Source organism: Streptantibioticus ferralitis (assembly GCF_029223525.1).
Lineage (GTDB): Bacteria > Actinomycetota > Actinomycetes > Streptomycetales > Streptomycetaceae > Streptantibioticus_A > Streptantibioticus_A ferralitis.
On sequence record NZ_JARHTQ010000023.1, the window covers coordinates 1 to 16,216 of the forward strand.

Consider the following 16,216-nt stretch of genomic DNA (forward strand, 5'->3'; position numbering starts at 1 on the left):
GGGGGGAACACCACCCGGTCCATCGGCGGGTGGGTCTGGGGGGGGGGGGGGGGGGGTGGGGGGCGTGGGGCCGCGGGGGGGGGGTGGCGCGGGGGGGGGGCGGTTTGTCGGGGGGGATTGCCCCCACTCCGCCCACTCTTTTCTGTAAGGGCCCCGGGGGGGGTGGGGTGTGGGGGGGATGGCCCCCGGCGCCCCCGGGGGGGCGCGACGGCGAGTAGCCACACACAGTGGTGGACACCGGCGGTGTGCCGAACCGGCCGCAACCCGCCTGGGGCCCTGCCGGGCCCCAGGCCTGTCAGGGCGCGGGCGGGCGCCCGGCCTCCAGCATCTCCACCGCCCGTTCGACATCGAACGGCAGGACCGTCACCGCGACGTTCGGCAGGTCCTCGACCGCCTTGGCGATCGCGTCGCCGGTGCCGCGGTGCAGGATCTTGCCGATCACCGGCGCGTACGTACGCCGTGGCAGCAGCAGCGTCAGCGCGGTCTGGCCGTCGCTGGTGGTGCGGGCGGCCAACTCCACCACCGCGCGGCGCAGTCGCCGGTCCGGGCATTCGACGACTTCCAGCGGCACCGTGGTCCCCGCGGTGTCCTCCCAGTTGTCCATCAGCTGCCGGGCGTGCTTGTCGTCGACCATGAAGTGCACGGCCCGGACCTCGTCCGGGCGCAGCCGGTGCGCGTACCGCAGCGCCTTGAGCGTGGCCAGGTCGAGGCTGTCCACCAGTACGTAGACGATGTGCCGCCGCCAGGTGGGCCGGTCGGCGCCGGGCACCGGCATGGTCTCCATGGCCGCGGCCTCGGCGCGGTACTGCCGGTTGATGCGGATCAGCGCCCACACACCGAGCGGGAAGAGCACCACCACCAGCCAGGCGCCCTCGGTGAACTTGGTGATCGCGAAGATCACCACCACCAGTGCCGAGGCGATGGCCGCCGCGAGGTTGACCGCCAACTTCCAGGTGCGGCCTGACTCCTGGCGCCTGAGGTGGTAGGCGAACAGGCCGGACGCCGCCATGGTGAAGCCGGTGAACACACCGATCGCGTACAGCGCCACCAGCCGGTCGACGTTGCCACCGGTGACGATCAGCAGCGCCAGCGCCAGTGCGGTGAGCACCACGATCCCGTTGGAGAACGCCAGCCGGTGCCCGCGCCGCATGAACTGGCGGGGCAGGAAGCTGTCTTCGGCCACGAAGCTGGCCAGGAAGGGGAAGCCGGTGTACGGGGTGTTGGCGCCGGTGTAGAGGATCAGCGCGGTGGCCAACTGCACGTAGACCAGGCCGACGGTGCCGATCCAGCCGTTGCCGAACAGCAGATTTGCTTCCTGGGCGATGACGGTCGGGTTGCCGTCGGTGTAGGGAATCGCATGGGTGTAGTAGGCGAGCGTGGAGACCCCGAAGACCATGATGGCCAGCGCGATGCTCATCGCGACCAGCGTGCGGCGGGCGTTGACACCCTGCGGCTCCCTGAAGGCCGACACACCGTTGGAGATCGCCTCAAGACCGGTCAGCGAGGAACCGCCGTTGGCGAACGCCCGCAGCACGATGAACAACGTCGCGCCGTACAGCAGACCGTGGCCCGCGCTGCCGAGGTGCAGGGCGCCCGAGGCGTGCAGGTTGGCGTGCGGCAGGTGGCCGTACACCATGAACCGGATCAGTCCCACCACCAGCATGATGGCGACCGCGAACATGAACATGTAGGCGGGCGCGGCGAACGCCCGGCCCGCCTCCCGGATGCCGCGCAGGTTCCCGAACATCAGGATGAGGACCACGATCACGCTGATCGGCGTCTTGTAGTTGTCAAGGCCGGTGTAGCCCTTGCCGACGAGATGGGCCAGCGAGATGATCGCGTCGGTTCCGGCCGCGGTCTGCACGGCGACCGTGACGATGTAGTCGATCAGCAGGGCGACGGCGGCGATCTGCGCGACGTTCGGCCCGAAGTTCTCCCGGGCGACGACGTAGGAGCCGCCCGCCCGGGTGTAGACCGTGACGACATCGCGGTAGGAGAGGGTCAGCAACAGCAGGACGAAGATGATGACGCCGGTGAGCGGCATCAGCAGGGAGAACGCGGCGACTCCGATCACCGGGACCAGGATGCGCAGCATCTCCTCGGAACCGTAGGCGGTGGAGGACATGCAGTCCGAGGCGAGCACCCCGAGCGCGATCGGGTTGGAGAGCTTCTCCTCTGACAACTGCTCAGTGATCAGCGGCGGCCCGAGAAGTAGCCGTTTGATGCGATAGCTGACCTTGTCACGGGGTGCGGTGGTCTCGGTAGTGGTGGCCATAGACATAGACATACGGCTGCCCGGCCGCCGTGTCTTGTAGACGCGGCGACCGGGCACTCGTGCGGCGCGTGATCCCGGTCTCAGCCGACGACGGTCCAGGTGTCGTTGCCGGCGAGGAGCGCGGCGAGGTCGCCCTTGCCCTTCTGCTCCACGGCGGCGTCGAGCTGGTCGGCCATCGCGTTGTCGTAGACCGGGCGCTCCACGCTGCGCAGCACACCGATCGGGGTGTGGTGCAGGGTCTGCGGATCGGCCAGCCGGGACAGCGCGAAGGCGGTGGTCGGGGAGGCGGCGTGCGCGTCGTGGACCAGGACGTCGGCCTCGTTGGCCGCGGTGACCCCGACGACCTTCAGATCGCCGGTCGCCGGGTCACGCACCACGCCCTTGGCTCCGTCGACGCCGAAGCGGATGGGCTGGCCGTGCTCCAGGCGGATCAGGGTCTCCTGCGCGCTGTCCTTGTCCTTGAGGTCGTCGAAGGCTCCGTCGTTGAAGATGTTGCAGTTCTGGTAGATCTCCACCAGGGCGGTGCCGGGGTGGGCCGCGGCCTCCCGGAGCACCGAGGTGAGGTGCTTGCGGTCGGAGTCGATGGTGCGGGCGACGAAGGACGCCTCGGCGCCGAGCGCCAGCGACACCGGGTTGAAGGGGGCGTCCAGCGAGCCCATCGGCGTCGACTTGGTGATCTTGCCGACCTCGCTGGTGGGGGAGTACTGGCCCTTGGTGAGTCCGTAGATCCGGTTGTTGAACAGCAGGATCTTCAGGTTCACGTTGCGGCGCAGCGCGTGGATGAGGTGGTTGCCGCCGATGGACAGCGCGTCGCCGTCTCCGGTGACCACCCATACCGACAGGTCGCGGCGGGTGGTGGCCAGCCCGGTGGCGATGGCCGGGGCGCGGCCGTGGATGGAGTGCATCCCGTAGGTGTTCATGTAGTACGGGAAGCGGGAGGAGCAGCCGATGCCGGAGATGAACACGATGTTCTCCCGGGCCAGGCCGAGCTCGGGCAGGAAGCCCTGCACGGCGGCGAGGATCGCGTAGTCCCCGCAGCCGGGGCACCAGCGCACCTCCTGGTCGGACTTGAAGTCCTTCATCGACTGCTTGGCGTCGGCCTTCGGAATCAACGACAGTGCCTCAGCGGACATCGGCGGCCTCCTTCGTAAGGCCCTGTGCCACGGCCTCCTGGAGGCGGGCGGCGAGCTGTTCGGCCTTGAACGGAAGGCCGGTGACCTGCGTGTGGGAGGCGGCGTCGACCAGGTACCTGGCGCGCAGCAGCTGCGCGAGCTGGCCGAGGTTCATCTCCGGGACGATGACGTTGCGGTAGGCGGCCAGGACCTCGCCGAGGTTGGCGGGGAACGGGTTGAGATGGCGCAGATGGGCCTGGGCGATCTCGCCGCCGGCCTGCCGGGTGCGGCGCACGGCCGCGGTGATCGGGCCGTAGGTCGAGCCCCAGCCGATGACCAGGGTCCTGGCGGCGCCGGTCGGGTCGTCCACGGTGACGTCGGGTACCTCGATGCCGTCCACCTTCGCCTGGCGGGTGCGGACCATCAGATCGTGGTTGCCCGGGTCGTACGAGATGTTGCCGGTGCCGTCCTGTTTCTCGATGCCGCCGATGCGGTGCTCCAGGCCGGGGGTGCCGGGCAGCGCCCATGGCCGGGCCAGCGTCTGCGGATCGCGCAGGTACGGCCAGAAGTGCTCTTGGCCGTCCGCGTCCGTGTGGTTCCGTGTGGTGGCGAACTGCACGCGCAGATCGGGCAGTTCACCGGTGTCCGGGATGCGCCATGGCTCGGACCCGTTGGCCAGATAGCCGTCGGAGAGCAGGAAGACCGGGGTCCGGTAGGTGAGCGCGATCCGCGCGGCCTCCAGCGCGGCGTTGAAGCAGTCACCGGGAGTGGCGGGCGCGATGATCGGCACTGGGGCCTCGCCGTTGCGCCCGTACATGGCCTGCAGCAGGTCGGCCTGCTCGGTCTTGGTCGGCAGACCGGTGGACGGGCCGCCGCGCTGGATGTCGATGACCAGCAGCGGCAGCTCAAGGGAGACGGCAAGCCCGATGGTCTCGGACTTCAGCGCCACACCGGGGCCCGAGGTGGTGGTGACCGCCAGTGATCCGCCGAAGGCGGCGCCGAGGGCCGCGCCGATGCCCGCGATCTCGTCTTCCGCCTGGAAGGTGCGCACGCCGAAGTTCTTGTGCTTGGACAGCTCGTGCAGGATGTCGCTGGCCGGGGTGATCGGGTACGAGCCGAGGAACAGCGGCAGGTCCGCCTGGGCCGAGGCGGCGACCAGGCCGTAGGCCAGCGCCAGGTTGCCGGAGATGTTGCGGTACGTACCCGGCGGGAACGCGGCCTGGGCGGGCGCCACCTCGTAGGTGACCGCGAAGTCCTCGGTGGTTTCGCCGAAGTTCCAGCCCGCGCGGAACGCGGTGATGTTCGCCTCGGCCAGCTCCGGCTTTTTGGCGAATTTCGATCGCAGGAACGTCTCGGTTCCGGCCGTCGGCCGGTGGTACATCCACGACAGCAGCCCGAGGGCGAACATGTTCTTGCTGCGCTCGGCCTCCTTGCGGGAGAGCCCGAAGTCCTTCAGCGCCTCCACCGTCATGCTGGTCAGCGGCACCGGATGGACGTTGTAGGCCTCCAGCGCGCCGTCCTCCAGCGGAGAGGTGGCATAGCCGACCTTCGCCATCGCGCGCTTGGTGAACTCGTCGGTGTTGACGATGATCTCCGCGCCGCGCGGCAGGTCCCCGACGTTGGCCTTCAACGCCGCGGGGTTCATCGCGACCAGCACGTCGGGACGGTCGCCGGGGGTCAGGATGTCGTGGTCGGCGAAGTGCACCTGGAACGAGGAGACGCCGGGCAGGGTCCCGGCGGGCGCCCGGATCTCGGCCGGGAAGTTGGGCAGCGTGGACAGGTCGTTGCCGAATGAAGCGGTCTCGGAGGTAAACCGGTCTCCGGTCAGCTGCATGCCGTCTCCGGAGTCGCCCGCGAACCGGACGATCACCCGGTCCAGGCGCCTGATCTCCTTGCCTGGCTTGCGCTGCTCACCGAGCACAGGCGGCTCGGCCGGGCTACTGACCTGGCTGGTCACTGAACTGGACCTCCTTCGAGGCGGCGGCTCGCGGACGACGCATCACTGCCTTACCGCCGGTACCGCGGCCAATGGTACGTCGGTAAGGGTGACCTTCCTGGCGCATTTCGCATCCTGGACGCCATGTCAGTAGAACGCTGTCGCGCCATCCTTTAGTCCCGGTTTCCGGATCTCCATCGAATCGAAATCCGGCCATATCCGGTGGCTGTCGAGCCCGGTGCCCACAGTCCGTGTGACACCGTGTCAGGCCTCAGGAGTTCAGATAGGTGAGAACGGCCAGAACGCGACGGTGATCCCCGTCACTAGGTGCCAGTCCCAGCTTCAGGAAGATGTTGCTCACGTGCTTCTCCACGGCGCCGTCGGAGACCACCAGCTGCTTGGCGATCGCCGAGTTCGTCCGCCCTTCCGCCATCAGCCCCAGCACCTCGCGCTCGCGCGGCGTCAGCCCGGCCAGTACGTCCTGCTTGCGGCTGCGGCCCAGCAGCTGGGCGACCACCTCGGGGTCGAGCGCGGTGCCGCCCTCGGCCACCCGTACCACCGCGTCCACGAACTCGCGGACCTCGGCCACCCGGTCCTTGAGCAGGTAGCCCACCCCACGGCTCGATCCGGCCAGCAACTCGGTCGCGTACTGCTCCTCCACGTACTGCGACAGCACCAGCACGCCCACCGACGGATGGTCGCGGCGCAGCCGCACGGCCGCCCTGACCCCCTCGTCGGTGTGGGTGGGCGGCATCCGTACGTCCGCCACCACCACGTCCGGCAGGGCGCCCTCGTCCGCCAGCTCGCCGATCACCTTGATCAGCGCCTCCGCGTCACCGACGCCCGCGACCACATCGTGCCCCCGGTCGGTCAGCAGCCGGGTCAGGCCCTCCCGAAGCAGTACCGAATCCTCGGCGATGACCACCCGTACTCTGTCCACCACGACTCGCTTCCCCCACGTCCTGTGTTGCTGCCGGTCGGCCTTCGCCGTCCAGCATCCCAGGGTCCGCGGGGAAGCGCGTCCCCAAGGCGCCCCGGGCCTTGGGGAGTGGGCGGGCTCCTTCGCTGGTTGCGGTCCTTCGATATCGCCGGTCCGCGCCGCCGCGACGGCGAGTGGTCCGCCGGCGCGGTCCGGCGGCGTCGAACCAGCCGCAACCCGGGCGAAACACCGCCGGGAGGGCCTACGCGCGCCAGGGCAGCTCGGCGGTGATCCGGGTCGGGCCGCCGGCCGGGGAGTCGACCACCAGCAGGCCGTCGACCGCGTCCAACCGCTCGGCCAGGCCCGCCAGGCCGCTACCCGCCTCGGCGGAGGCGCCGCCGCGCCCGTCGTCGGACACCTGGAGCAGCATCCGGTCCTCGGTCTGCCAGATGTCGACGGTCGCCCGGCTCGCGCCGCTGTGCTTGCTGATGTTGGTGAGCAGTTCGGAGACGGTGAAGTAGGCGATGCCCTCGATCGCCGGCACCGGGCGGGCCGGAAGGTCCACCGCGACGGCAACCGGCACCGTGCAGCGGGCCGCCACCGCGGACAGCGCCGGGCCGAGGCCGCGGTCGGTGAGGATCGCCGGGTGGATGCCGCGGGCCAGGTCCCGTAGCTCCTGGAGCGCGGTCTTCACCTCGCCGTGCGCCTCGTCCACCATCTTGGCGGCGGCCTCCGGGTCCTCCGCCAGCTTCTCCTTGGCCAGGCCGAGGTCCATGGCGAGGGCGACCAGCCGGGCCTGGGCGCCGTCGTGCAGGTCGCGCTCGATGCGGCGCAGATCGGCGGCGGCGGTGTCGACGACCGTGCCGCGGTCCGTCTCCAGCTCATGGACCCGGGTGGCGAGCCGGGACGGGCCGAGCAGGCCGCCGACCATCAGCCGGTCGACGCCGGCCAGACCGCGGATGACCCACGGAGTGGCGAGGACGAGCAGCAGTCCGACGAGCACGGTGAGCGTGATCTTGAACGGCCCGTCGAGGTAGAGCGAGTAGTCGCCGTTGCTGAACACCTGCAGCCCGGGCCGGTGGACGTACGCCGGGAAGACCCACTGCCACAGCGGGTAGGTCAGCGCCGCCCAGCCGTACGTCCAGAGCACCACGGCGACCACGAAGGTGAACACGCCCCAGGGGAACAGCAGGAACGCGTACAGCACGTGCCGCCAGGAGGTGCCCGACCTGAACAGGCCGCCCACCCAGGCCATCAGCCCGCTGCCCCGCTGCCGGATCGGCTCGGGCTCCGCGACGTCCATCCGCAGCAGCGCCCGGGCCCGCCCCCGCTCGATGCGGCCGAGGCCGCGGCAGCCCGCCAGCATCGCGGCGAGCACCGGCACCCCGAGGAAGGTGATCAGCAGCCCGGCTCCGCAGGACAGCATCGTCACGGCGTAGACGAAGCCGATGATGCCCATCGGCAGGTTCAGTATCAGGTAGAGGAACTCGCGCCAGGTGCGGCCCGCCACCGGGGCACGCAGCGCGGCGGGCACCCGGTGGCGGGTGTCGTCGGGGTAGCGCGTTTCGGGATAGCCGGTCGCCATGGTCGTGTCCGTCCTAGTCACTGTCGTTCGGGGTGCTTCCAGCGTCGTGGAACGCGCGGCTCGCGCCCATGGTGCGGATCGGCGTGTTCGAGCGGGGGATATCCCTACCTTGGCGCCCGCGCTACCGCGCGGCCCTGGCGTCCTCGCGGTCCCGCCAGGGCAGTTCGGCCGTGATGGTCGTCGGGCCGCCGGCCGGGGAGTGGACCACCAGCAGGCCGTCGACCGCGCCCAGCCGCTCGGCCAGGCCCGCCAGGCCGCTGCCCGCCTCGGCGGAGGCGCCGCCCCGGCCGTCGTCCCGTACCTGGATCAGCAGCCGGTCGTCGGAGCGCCACACATCCACGGAACCGCTCCTTGCGCCGCTGTGCTTGCTGATGTTGGTGAGCAGTTCGGAGACGGTGAAGTACGCGATGCCTTCGATCGCGGCGGCGGGCCGGGCGGGGAGGTCCGCGCTGACCCGCACCGGGACCGTGCAGCGGGCCGCCACCGAGGACAGCGCCGCGTCCAGGCCGCGGTCGGTGAGCACCGCCGGGTGGATGCCGCGGGCCAGGTCACGCAGCTCCTGCAGGGCCAGCTTCACTTCTCCGTGCGCCTCGCCGACCATCTTCGCCGCCGCGTCCGGGTCCTCCAGCAGCTTCTCCTTGGCCAGGCCTAGGTCCATGGCGAGGGCGACCAGCCGGGCCTGGGCGCCGTCGTGCAGGTCGCGCTCGATGCGGCGCAGATCGGCGGCGGCGGTGTCCACCACCGTCCCGCGGTCCGACTCCAACTCCGCGATCCGCCGCTCCAGTTCGTCCGACGGCGACAGCAGCGCGCGGGCCATCGCCCGGTCGGCGTTGGCCAGACCGCGGGCGGCCCACGGCAGTACCGGCCAGCCGAGGAACAGCATCACGACCGTCAACGTGAACGTCAGCACGCCCCAGGGCAGCCTGATGAAGAAGTACAGCGCGTGCCGCCAGGCCACCGGGTCCTTGATCGTGGTCCACAGCCGGCCCAGGACGCCGGTCTCGCGGGCCCGCAGCCGCCGCGGCTCCTCGATCGACACCCCCAGCAGTCCGCGCACCCGCGCCCGCTCCATCCGGCCCAGCAGACGGCAGCCCAGCAGCCCGCCCGCGAGCAGCGGCAGACCGATGACCGTCACCGAAAGACCGAGGCCGAGGGTGAGCATGATCACTACGAAGGCGAAGGCGAGCAGGTCGACCGGCAGGTTCAGCAGGAGATGGGAGATCTCCTTCCACGTCGCCGCTCCGAACGCCAGCCGCGCCGGCGGCAACGACCGGGACTCGCCGTCCTCGGCGCTCTCGTGGGCCGTCTCGTTCCGGGCACGGGTGTTCATGATGTAAGACTGCCCGGCTCCGCGGGCAGCGCGCCATGGGGTGCGTAGGGGGGACAAGGTGGGGTTTTCCCTACCAGTGGGTGTACCAGTGAGGTACGTATCCGCGTCCCTCGTCGGCCCACCGACCGGGGCAGGCCATAGACTCGCGTGCGTAAAGACGTCTAGAGAATTTAAAGAAACGTCCCGGGCATCGTCCCAGACGCTGGACGGCGTGCTGGACGGAAAGCCGGGACGGAAAAGGAACGAGGGGCGGACGTGCCGGAGGCGACCGTGGCCACCGTGGCGAGCGCCGACGCCGTGGGCGGTGTCAGGGGCACGACTGACGTGCACCTGGCAGCGGGGTACTTCCACGCCTACACGGTCGTCGGCCTGGTAGCCGTCGTCGGCGTACTCTTCGTCGCCGTGGCCTTCGCGGCCGGACATCTGCTCCGGCCGGTGGTGCCGACGCGCGAGAAGATGCTGACGTACGAGTGCGGTGTCGACCCGGTCGGCGAGGGCTGGGCGCAGACCCAGATCCGCTACTACGTCTACTCCTTCCTGTACGTGATCTTCGCCGTGGACGCGATCTACCTGTTCCCGTGGGCGACGGTCTTCGCCGCGCCCGGGTTCGGCGGCACCACGCTGGTGGAGATGTTCATCTTCATCGGCTTCCTCGCCGTCGGCCTGCTGTACGCATGGAAGAAGGGCGTCCTGGAATGGACGTGACGCCGCAGCCCCAGCTGCTCCCCGAGCCGAGGCGGCTCGGCACCTTGGCGCGCCTGGCCCCGGAACCGATGAAGGTGGTCCTCAACTGGGGCCGCCGATACAGCCTGTGGGTCTTCAACTTCGGCCTGGCCTGCTGTGCGATCGAGTTCATCGCCGCGTCGATGGCCCGGCACGACTTCATCCGGCTCGGTGTCATCCCGTTCGCGCCGGGGCCCCGGCAGGCGGACCTGATGATCGTCTCCGGCACCGTGACGGACAAGATGGCCCCGGCGGTCAAGCGGCTCTACGAGCAGATGCCGGAGCCGAAGTACGTCATCTCCTTCGGCGCGTGCTCCAACTGCGGCGGCCCTTACTGGGACTCGTACTCCGTCACCAAGGGCGTCGACCAGATCATCCCGGTCGATGTCTACGTACCCGGCTGCCCGCCCCGCCCGGAAGCGCTGCTCCAGGGCATCCTCAAGCTGCAGGAGAAGATCGCCCGCGAGTCGCTCGGCGAGCGGTACGCGGACGGCTCCGGCGCGGCGGGCGGCAACGGTGCGGGACCGCATCCGTCGCCCGCCGCACTGACCAGCGCACTGGTGACCCCGCCGCCCGCGCCCGCGGCCGACGCGGGTCCGGCGGACGCCTCGGCGCCAGGGGAGGGCGGCAGATGACCGAGTTCGACCGGCTGCCGGAGGCCGCCGCCGAGATCTTCGGCGCGGAGGCGACGGCGGAGCAGGCGTACGACCTGCTCACCGTCGACGTCCCCGCCGCCGCGTGGATCTCCGCGCTGGAGACCGCCCGTGACCGGCTGGGCTGCGGCTACTTCGACTGGCTGAGCGCGGTCGACGAGCCCGGCATCGGCTTCCGCGTCTGTGCGCATGTGGCCGACCCCGGGCCGGGCAGCGTGCGGCACCTCGTGCTGCGCACCACCGTTCCGCACGATGCGCCCGAACTCCCCACCGCCACCGGCGTTTACGCCGGTGCGGCCTGGCACGAGCGGGAGACGCACGAGATGTTCGGCGTCGACTTCACCGGTCACCCGCACCTGGTTCCGCTGCTGCTCCCGGAGGGCTTCGAAGGACATCCGCTGCGCAAGGACTTCGTCCTGGCCGCGCGGGTCGCCAAGTCCTGGCCGGGCGCCAAGGAGCCGGGGGAATCCGATCACGGCGGGCCGAAGCGCCGCCAGATGCTGCCGCCGGGTGTGCCCGACCCCAACGAATGGGGCCCGCTCAAGGGACAACTGCCGCCCGCTCCGGCCCGCGCCGCCCGTACTCCGCGCGCCGCGGGTGCGGGTGCGGCGGCAGGCGAACGCCCGGTCCGGCGTGCCCGCAGCGTCACCGAGGGCTCCGCGAGCCAGCAGGCCGAAGCCGCGGCAACGCCCGCCCCGCGCCGTACCCGCAGCGTGAGCCAGGGCTCGGCCAGCCAGCGCGCCGCCGCGGAAGCGCGGCCGGAGGCCACCGAGCCCGGCGCCGAGCGCCCGGCCCCGCGCAGGCGCACCTCCGACGCCCCCTGGAACCAGCCCCGACAGACGGCACCCGCGGGTGAGGACGAAGCGGCGAAGCCGGATGCGGCCGAGCCGGAGGCGGCTCAGCAGCCGTCGGAGGCGGAGGCGGAGGCGGCTCAGGCGAAGCCGGATGCGGCTCAGGCGCGGCCGGAGCCGGATGCCGCTCAGCCGGAGCCGGGCGCGGCCGAAAACCCGGACACGGCCGACGACAAGGGGACCGAAGGAGGCGAGGCGCAGTGAACGGCACTCTTGATGTCATCCTGCGGCTGGTCGCCGTCCTGGTGGTCTTCCTGGTGCTGCCGCTGGTCGTCGGTCAGACCGAGCACAAGGTCATGGCCCATATGCAGGGCCGACTCGGCCCGATGTACGCCGGTGGCTTCCACGGCTGGGCGCAACTGGTAGCGGACGGTGTGAAGTTCGCGCAGAAGGAAGACGTGGTTCCGGAAGGCGCAGACCGGCGTATCTTCCAACTGGCACCGGTCGTCTCCCTGTTGCCGTACCTCCTGGTGATGATCGCCATCCCGGTCGGTCCGCACGGCTTCGTCGGGCAGTCCATAGACGCCGGGTTGTTCTTCGTGCTCGCCGTGATGGGCGTCGGTGTGCTCGGCTCGCTCATGGCGGGCTGGGCCTCGGCCAACAAGTTCTCCCTCCTGGGCGGTTTGCGTACCGCCGCCCAACTCATGGCGTACGAGCTGCCGATGCTGCTCGCCGGAGCCTCGGTCGCCATGGCCGCGGGGACCCTCTCGCTGCCCGGGATCGTCCAGGCGTTCCACTGGTGGTGGATCCCGTGGCAGATCGTGGGCGGGGTGGTGTTCTTCACCGCGGGCCTCGCGGAACTCCAGCGTCCGCCGTTCGACATGCCGGTCGCCGACTCCGAGATCATCTTCGGCGCGTACACCGAGTACACGGGGCTGCGCTTCGCGATGTTCCTGCTCGCCGAGTTCGCGGGCATCGTCGTGCTGTGCGCGCTGACCAGCGTGCTGTTCCTCGGCGGCTGGCACGGGCCGTGGTCCGGCAGCCTCGGCTGGCTGTGGACCCTGGTGAAGACCGGGCTGCTCGCCTTCGTCGTCATCTGGCTGCGGGTCACCTACCCGCGGCTGCGCGAGGACCAGTTGCAGAAGCTCGCCTGGACCGTGCTGATCCCGCTCGCCCTTGCCCAGATCGCGCTCACCGGCATCGTGAAGGTGGTGACCTCATGAGCGAGCGAAGCTGGGGGGCAGCCCCGGCCGAAGGCTGGGGGAGAACCATGGGAACGTGCGTCCTGGGCGGATGCCGCATCGAGCGAAGCGAGGTGCTCGCATGAGCCCTGTCCCCGGCCATGGCCTGGCCAAGGGGCTTGCCGTCACCCTCCGGACGATGACCCGTCGCTCGGTCACCCACCAGTACCCGGACGCGGCTCCGCACCTGCCGCCGCGCAGCCGTGGGGTCATCGCGCTGTTCGAGGAGAACTGCACGGTCTGCATGCTGTGCGCCCGCGAGTGCCCCGACTGGTGCATCTACATCGACTCCCACAAGGAGACGGTGCCGCCCGCCGCGCCCGGCGGACGTGAGCGCAGCCGCAACGTGCTGGACCGCTTCGCCATCGACTTCGCACTGTGCATGTACTGCGGTATCTGCATCGAGGTGTGTCCTTTCGACGCGCTGTTCTGGTCGCCGGAGTTCGAGTACGCCGAGACCGACATCCGGGAGCTGACCCACGAGCGGGACAAGCTCCGCGAGTGGATGTGGACGGTGCCGACTCCGCCCGCCCTCGACCCGGGTGCCGAGGAGCCGAAGGAGATCGCCGCCGCCCGTAAGACGGCGGAGAAGCTGGCCGCCGCCCAGGAGACGGCAGCGCAGCAGACGGAGACGCCGGAGGGCGGCGCATGACCCTCGCCGCAGGCCACCCCGGCTTCATGTCGCCGACCGGCGTCGAGATCGCCTTTGTGCTCGTCGGCATCGCCACGCTCGGCGCGGCCCTGGTCACCGTGACCACCAAGCAACTGGTGCACGCGGCGCTGTGGTTGGTGGTCGCGCTGGGCGGGTTTGCCGTCGAGTACCTCCTGCTGACCGCGGAGTTCATCGCCTGGGTGCAGGTGCTGATCTACGTCGGTTCCGTGGTGGTCCTCCTTCTGTTCGGGCTGATGCTCACCAAGGCCCCCATCGGCCGTTCCCCGGACGCCGATTCCGGCAACGGCTGGGTGGCGCTCGTCGTGGCCGTGGCCGCGGCGGCCACGCTGGTGTGGGTGGTCGTGGACGCGTTCCGCTCGACCTGGGTCGACCTGGGTGGCGCCGCCCAGGGGTCGGCCAAGGTGACCGGCGCGATCCTCTTCCGGCACTGGGTGCTGCCGTTCGAAGCGCTGTCCGTGCTGCTGCTCGCCGCACTGGTCGGCGCCATCGTGCTGTCCAAGCGCGGCGCTCCGGCCAGGCGCAGCCTGCTGTCCAAGAGCGAAGCGCTGCCCATGCGCGGTGTGCCGTCCGAGCGGAAGGCCAGGGAGAGCTGATGCACCTCGCCTACCCGGCGGTCCTCGCCGTCCTCCTCTTCTGCGTCGGCCTGTACGGAGTCCTCGCCCGGCGCAACGCGATCCTCGTCCTGATGTCCGTCGAGCTGATGCTCAACGCCGTCAACCTCAACCTCGTCGCCTTCGACGTCTGGCTCCGCGACACCCTGCACGCGGGCCAGGCGCTCACACTGTTCACCATCACCGTCGCCGCTGCCGAGATCGGCATCGGCCTGGCGATCGTGCTGCTCGTCTACCGCAACCGGGGCACCTCGGACGTGGACAAGCTCACCGATCTGGCCGACACCGGGACCCTCCCCGACTCTGGCTCGGCCAGCATCGCACCCGCCACTGACAATCCCGCCGACACCGCCGCTGAGCAGGCACTTCGCGCCAGGGAGCAGACCGCGTGACCCTGACGAACCTCGCCGTCCTCGTCCCCCTCCTGCCCTTCCTGGGCGCCGTCGCCGGCCTGCTGCTGGGGCGGCGCGCGCCCGGCTTCGTACGGCCGCTGGCGGTGCTGCCGACCTTCGCCGCGTTCGTGCTGGCCGTCCTCGTGGCCGCCCGCCAGGGCACCGGCGCGCCGACCGACGCGGGCACCCGGCTCACCCCGACCGGCTCGGTGCCCATCGACCTCGCCCTGCACCTCGACGGCTTCGCGGTCCTGATCGCCGTCCTCGTCGGGCTGGTCGCCACCTGCGTACAGCTCTACTCCACCGGCTACCTGCGCGACGACCCGCGCTACCCGTCGTACGCGGCGCTGGTCTCGCTGTTCACGGCGGCGATGCTGCTGGTCGTCTACTCGGGCGACCTGATGGTGCTGCTGGTCGGCTGGGAGGTCATGGGCATCTGCTCGTACTTCCTGGTCGGGCACTACTGGGAGACACCGCAGGCCCGGTCGGCGTCGATCAAGGCGTTCCTGGTCACCAAGCTCGGCGATGTACCGTTCCTGATCGGCATCTTCGCGCTGGCCGCGGACGCCGGAACCTTCCGGATCAACGGCATCCTGACCGCTGCCGCCAGCGGGGGGCTGCACCACCCCACGCTGATCGCGCTGCTGCTGCTGGGCGGCGTGGCGGGCAAGTCCGCGCAGTTCCCGCTGCACACCTGGCTGCCGGACGCCATGGCGGGCCCCACCCCGGTCTCCGCGCTCATCCACGCGGCCACCATGGTCGCGGCCGGTGTCTACTTCGTCGCCCGCCTGCTGCCGGTCTTCGCGCTCTCCGCCGCCGCGCTGGCAGTGCTGGCCGTGATGGCCGCGATCACCATGATCGGCTCGGCGCTCGCCGCGCTCGCCCAGGACGACATCAAGCGCGTCCTGGCGTACTCCACCATCGGCCAACTCGGCTATATGACCGGCGCGCTGGCCGTCGGCGACCGCAGCGCCGCCGTCTTCCACCTGCTCAGCCACGGTGCCTTCAAGGCCCTGCTGTTCCTCGGCGCGGGCGTGGTCATCCACGCCGCGGGCACCAACTCACTCGCCGCCATGTCCCGGATGGGCGATCTGCGCAGCCGGGTGCCGGACGCGATGTGGACGTTCACCATCGCGCTGGCAGCGCTGGCCGCGCTGCCGCCGTTCTCCGGGTTCTTCTCCAAGGAGTCCGTGCTCCGCGCGGCCGAACACGCCGCGGGCGGCCACCAGCCGCACGTACCGACGGCGGTCGGGTGGACCGTGCTCGCCGCGGGCCTGCTCACCGCGCTGCTCACCGCCGCGTACGCCACCCGGCTGTACCTGCTGGTGTTCCGCGGCAGCGGTGGGCAGGCCCCGGAGGCGCACCGGCAGCCCGTGGTGATGAACGCCGTGCTCTGGGTCCTGGCCATCCCCGCGCTCGCCCTCGGGGTGAGCGCGGGCGTGCTGCCGAAGTGGTTCGACGGCACGCCGCTCACCCCGACCCTGACCACGTCGATCGTCGGCGTCGGCCTGGCCCTGGTCGGCGTGGCCGTCACCAGCGCGGCATGGCGGGTCACCGCCGCGCGCCGGGTTCCGCTCGGCGCCGTGGTGACCGATGTGGAGGCCGAACCCGGCGCCACCGAGGCCGCCGCCATCGCCACCCACGAGCAGGCCTACGGTGACATCGCCGCCGCCCCCGACCCCGCCGACCCGGGCCGTCTGCTCCTCGGTCCGCTGCACCGGCACGCGGCGCACGGCTTCCACCTCGACGCCGTGTACTCGGCGCTGTTCGTCCGCCCTGTGCTCGCCGCGGCGAGCCTCGTACGCTTCCTCGACCGTGAGGTCGTCGAGACGTACGTACAGGGCGCCGGAGCCACCCCCCGGCTGCTGGGCGCGGTGGTCCGCCGCGTGCAGACCGGCAATGTGCAGACCTACCTCAGCGCACTGCTCGCCGGCGCCGTCGTCCTCGCCGTCCTCGTCGCCACCGGAGCCTGAGC

At 70.9% G+C, this 16,216-nt stretch carries 14 protein-coding genes; 8 read left to right on the forward strand and 6 right to left on the reverse strand.

Annotation, left to right across the window (positions count from 1 at the left end; translation table 11 throughout):
- Positions 1-295: 295 nt before the first annotated feature.
- From P2L57_RS28075 to P2L57_RS28100, 6 genes are all read right to left on the reverse strand, one after another.
- Positions 296-2,275: an APC family permease gene (locus tag P2L57_RS28075; protein ID WP_275819010.1), complete on the reverse strand. Its 1,980-nt coding sequence runs from the start codon at positions 2,273-2,275 to the stop codon at positions 296-298.
- An 80-nt stretch (positions 2,276-2,355) separates the two neighbouring features.
- A complete protein-coding gene (locus P2L57_RS28080) occupies positions 2,356-3,408 on the reverse strand; it encodes a 2-oxoacid:ferredoxin oxidoreductase subunit beta (RefSeq protein ID WP_275819012.1) in 1,053 nt (350 codons plus the stop codon).
- Positions 3,398-5,344, reverse strand: coding sequence for a 2-oxoacid:acceptor oxidoreductase subunit alpha (locus P2L57_RS28085; protein ID WP_275819014.1), 1,947 nt, complete (start codon positions 5,342-5,344; stop codon positions 3,398-3,400). Before P2L57_RS28085 ends, P2L57_RS28080 begins: the two co-directional genes overlap by 11 nt.
- Positions 5,345-5,594: 250 nt before the next feature.
- Positions 5,595-6,266, reverse strand: a complete 672-nt coding sequence (locus tag P2L57_RS28090) for a LuxR C-terminal-related transcriptional regulator (RefSeq protein ID WP_275819016.1) — start codon at positions 6,264-6,266, stop codon at positions 5,595-5,597.
- 238 nt (positions 6,267-6,504) lie between these two features.
- The gene (locus tag P2L57_RS28095) at positions 6,505-7,827 is read right to left on the reverse strand and encodes a sensor histidine kinase (RefSeq protein WP_275819018.1); all 1,323 of its coding nucleotides are present in this window, start codon (positions 7,825-7,827) and stop codon (positions 6,505-6,507) included.
- A 121-nt stretch (positions 7,828-7,948) separates the two neighbouring features.
- Complete coding sequence (locus P2L57_RS28100) at positions 7,949-9,157, reverse strand: sensor histidine kinase (RefSeq protein ID WP_275819020.1); 1,209 nt, start codon at positions 9,155-9,157, stop codon at positions 7,949-7,951.
- Between the two features lie 297 nt (positions 9,158-9,454).
- On the opposite strand from P2L57_RS28100, the gene P2L57_RS28105 reads away from it, so the two are divergent.
- The 8 genes from P2L57_RS28105 to P2L57_RS28140 all read left to right on the forward strand — a co-directional run bounded on the left by P2L57_RS28105 (position 9,455) and on the right by P2L57_RS28140 (position 16,214).
- On the forward strand, positions 9,455-9,862 hold the full coding sequence (locus P2L57_RS28105) for an NADH-quinone oxidoreductase subunit A (RefSeq protein ID WP_275819261.1): 408 nt from the start codon (positions 9,455-9,457) through the stop codon (positions 9,860-9,862).
- Positions 9,853-10,515, forward strand: coding sequence for an NADH-quinone oxidoreductase subunit B (locus tag P2L57_RS28110; RefSeq protein ID WP_275819022.1), 663 nt, complete (start codon positions 9,853-9,855; stop codon positions 10,513-10,515). The genes P2L57_RS28105 and P2L57_RS28110 overlap by 10 nt, the downstream gene beginning before the upstream one ends.
- Positions 10,512-11,588, forward strand: coding sequence for an NADH-quinone oxidoreductase subunit C (locus P2L57_RS28115; RefSeq protein WP_275819024.1), 1,077 nt, complete (start codon positions 10,512-10,514; stop codon positions 11,586-11,588). The genes P2L57_RS28110 and P2L57_RS28115 overlap by 4 nt, the downstream gene beginning before the upstream one ends.
- Positions 11,585-12,547 (forward strand): complex I subunit 1/NuoH family protein, encoded by a 963-nt coding sequence (locus P2L57_RS28120; RefSeq protein WP_275819026.1) that lies wholly within the window; start codon positions 11,585-11,587, stop codon positions 12,545-12,547. The genes P2L57_RS28115 and P2L57_RS28120 overlap by 4 nt, the downstream gene beginning before the upstream one ends.
- Before the next feature lie 100 nt (positions 12,548-12,647).
- A complete protein-coding gene (locus P2L57_RS28125; RefSeq protein WP_275819028.1) occupies positions 12,648-13,217 on the forward strand; it encodes a NuoI/complex I 23 kDa subunit family protein in 570 nt (189 codons plus the stop codon).
- Positions 13,214-13,831: an NADH-quinone oxidoreductase subunit J family protein gene (locus tag P2L57_RS28130; RefSeq protein WP_275819030.1), complete on the forward strand. Its 618-nt coding sequence runs from the start codon at positions 13,214-13,216 to the stop codon at positions 13,829-13,831. The genes P2L57_RS28125 and P2L57_RS28130 overlap by 4 nt, the downstream gene beginning before the upstream one ends.
- Positions 13,831-14,241: an NADH-quinone oxidoreductase subunit NuoK gene (gene nuoK, locus P2L57_RS28135; RefSeq protein ID WP_275819031.1), complete on the forward strand. Its 411-nt coding sequence runs from the start codon at positions 13,831-13,833 to the stop codon at positions 14,239-14,241. The genes P2L57_RS28130 and nuoK overlap by 1 nt, the downstream gene beginning before the upstream one ends.
- Positions 14,238-16,214 carry an NADH-quinone oxidoreductase subunit 5 family protein gene (locus tag P2L57_RS28140; RefSeq protein WP_275819034.1) on the forward strand — a complete coding sequence of 659 codons (1,977 nt, stop codon included), beginning with the start codon at positions 14,238-14,240 and terminating at the stop codon, positions 16,212-16,214. Before nuoK ends, P2L57_RS28140 begins: the two co-directional genes overlap by 4 nt.
- The last annotated feature ends 2 nt before the right edge of the window (positions 16,215-16,216 follow it).

What these genes read in the sequence shown, in the direction of transcription:
- P2L57_RS28075 (WP_275819010.1), bottom strand. Translation starts at nt 2,275, where the DNA reads ATGGCCACCACTACCGAGACCACCGCACCCCGTGACAAGGTCAGCTAT.
- P2L57_RS28080 (WP_275819012.1), bottom strand. Translation starts at nt 3,408, where the DNA reads ATGTCCGCTGAGGCACTGTCGTTGATTCCGAAGGCCGACGCCAAGCAG.
- P2L57_RS28095 (WP_275819018.1), bottom strand. Translation starts at nt 7,827, where the DNA reads ATGGCGACCGGCTATCCCGAAACGCGCTACCCCGACGACACCCGCCAC.
- P2L57_RS28100 (WP_275819020.1), bottom strand. Translation starts at nt 9,157, where the DNA reads ATGAACACCCGTGCCCGGAACGAGACGGCCCACGAGAGCGCCGAGGAC.
- P2L57_RS28110 (WP_275819022.1), top strand. Translation starts at nt 9,853, where the DNA reads ATGGACGTGACGCCGCAGCCCCAGCTGCTCCCCGAGCCGAGGCGGCTC.
- P2L57_RS28115 (WP_275819024.1), top strand. Translation starts at nt 10,512, where the DNA reads ATGACCGAGTTCGACCGGCTGCCGGAGGCCGCCGCCGAGATCTTCGGC.
- P2L57_RS28125 (WP_275819028.1), top strand. Translation starts at nt 12,648, where the DNA reads ATGAGCCCTGTCCCCGGCCATGGCCTGGCCAAGGGGCTTGCCGTCACC.
- P2L57_RS28130 (WP_275819030.1), top strand. Translation starts at nt 13,214, where the DNA reads ATGACCCTCGCCGCAGGCCACCCCGGCTTCATGTCGCCGACCGGCGTC.
- nuoK (WP_275819031.1), top strand. Translation starts at nt 13,831, where the DNA reads ATGCACCTCGCCTACCCGGCGGTCCTCGCCGTCCTCCTCTTCTGCGTC.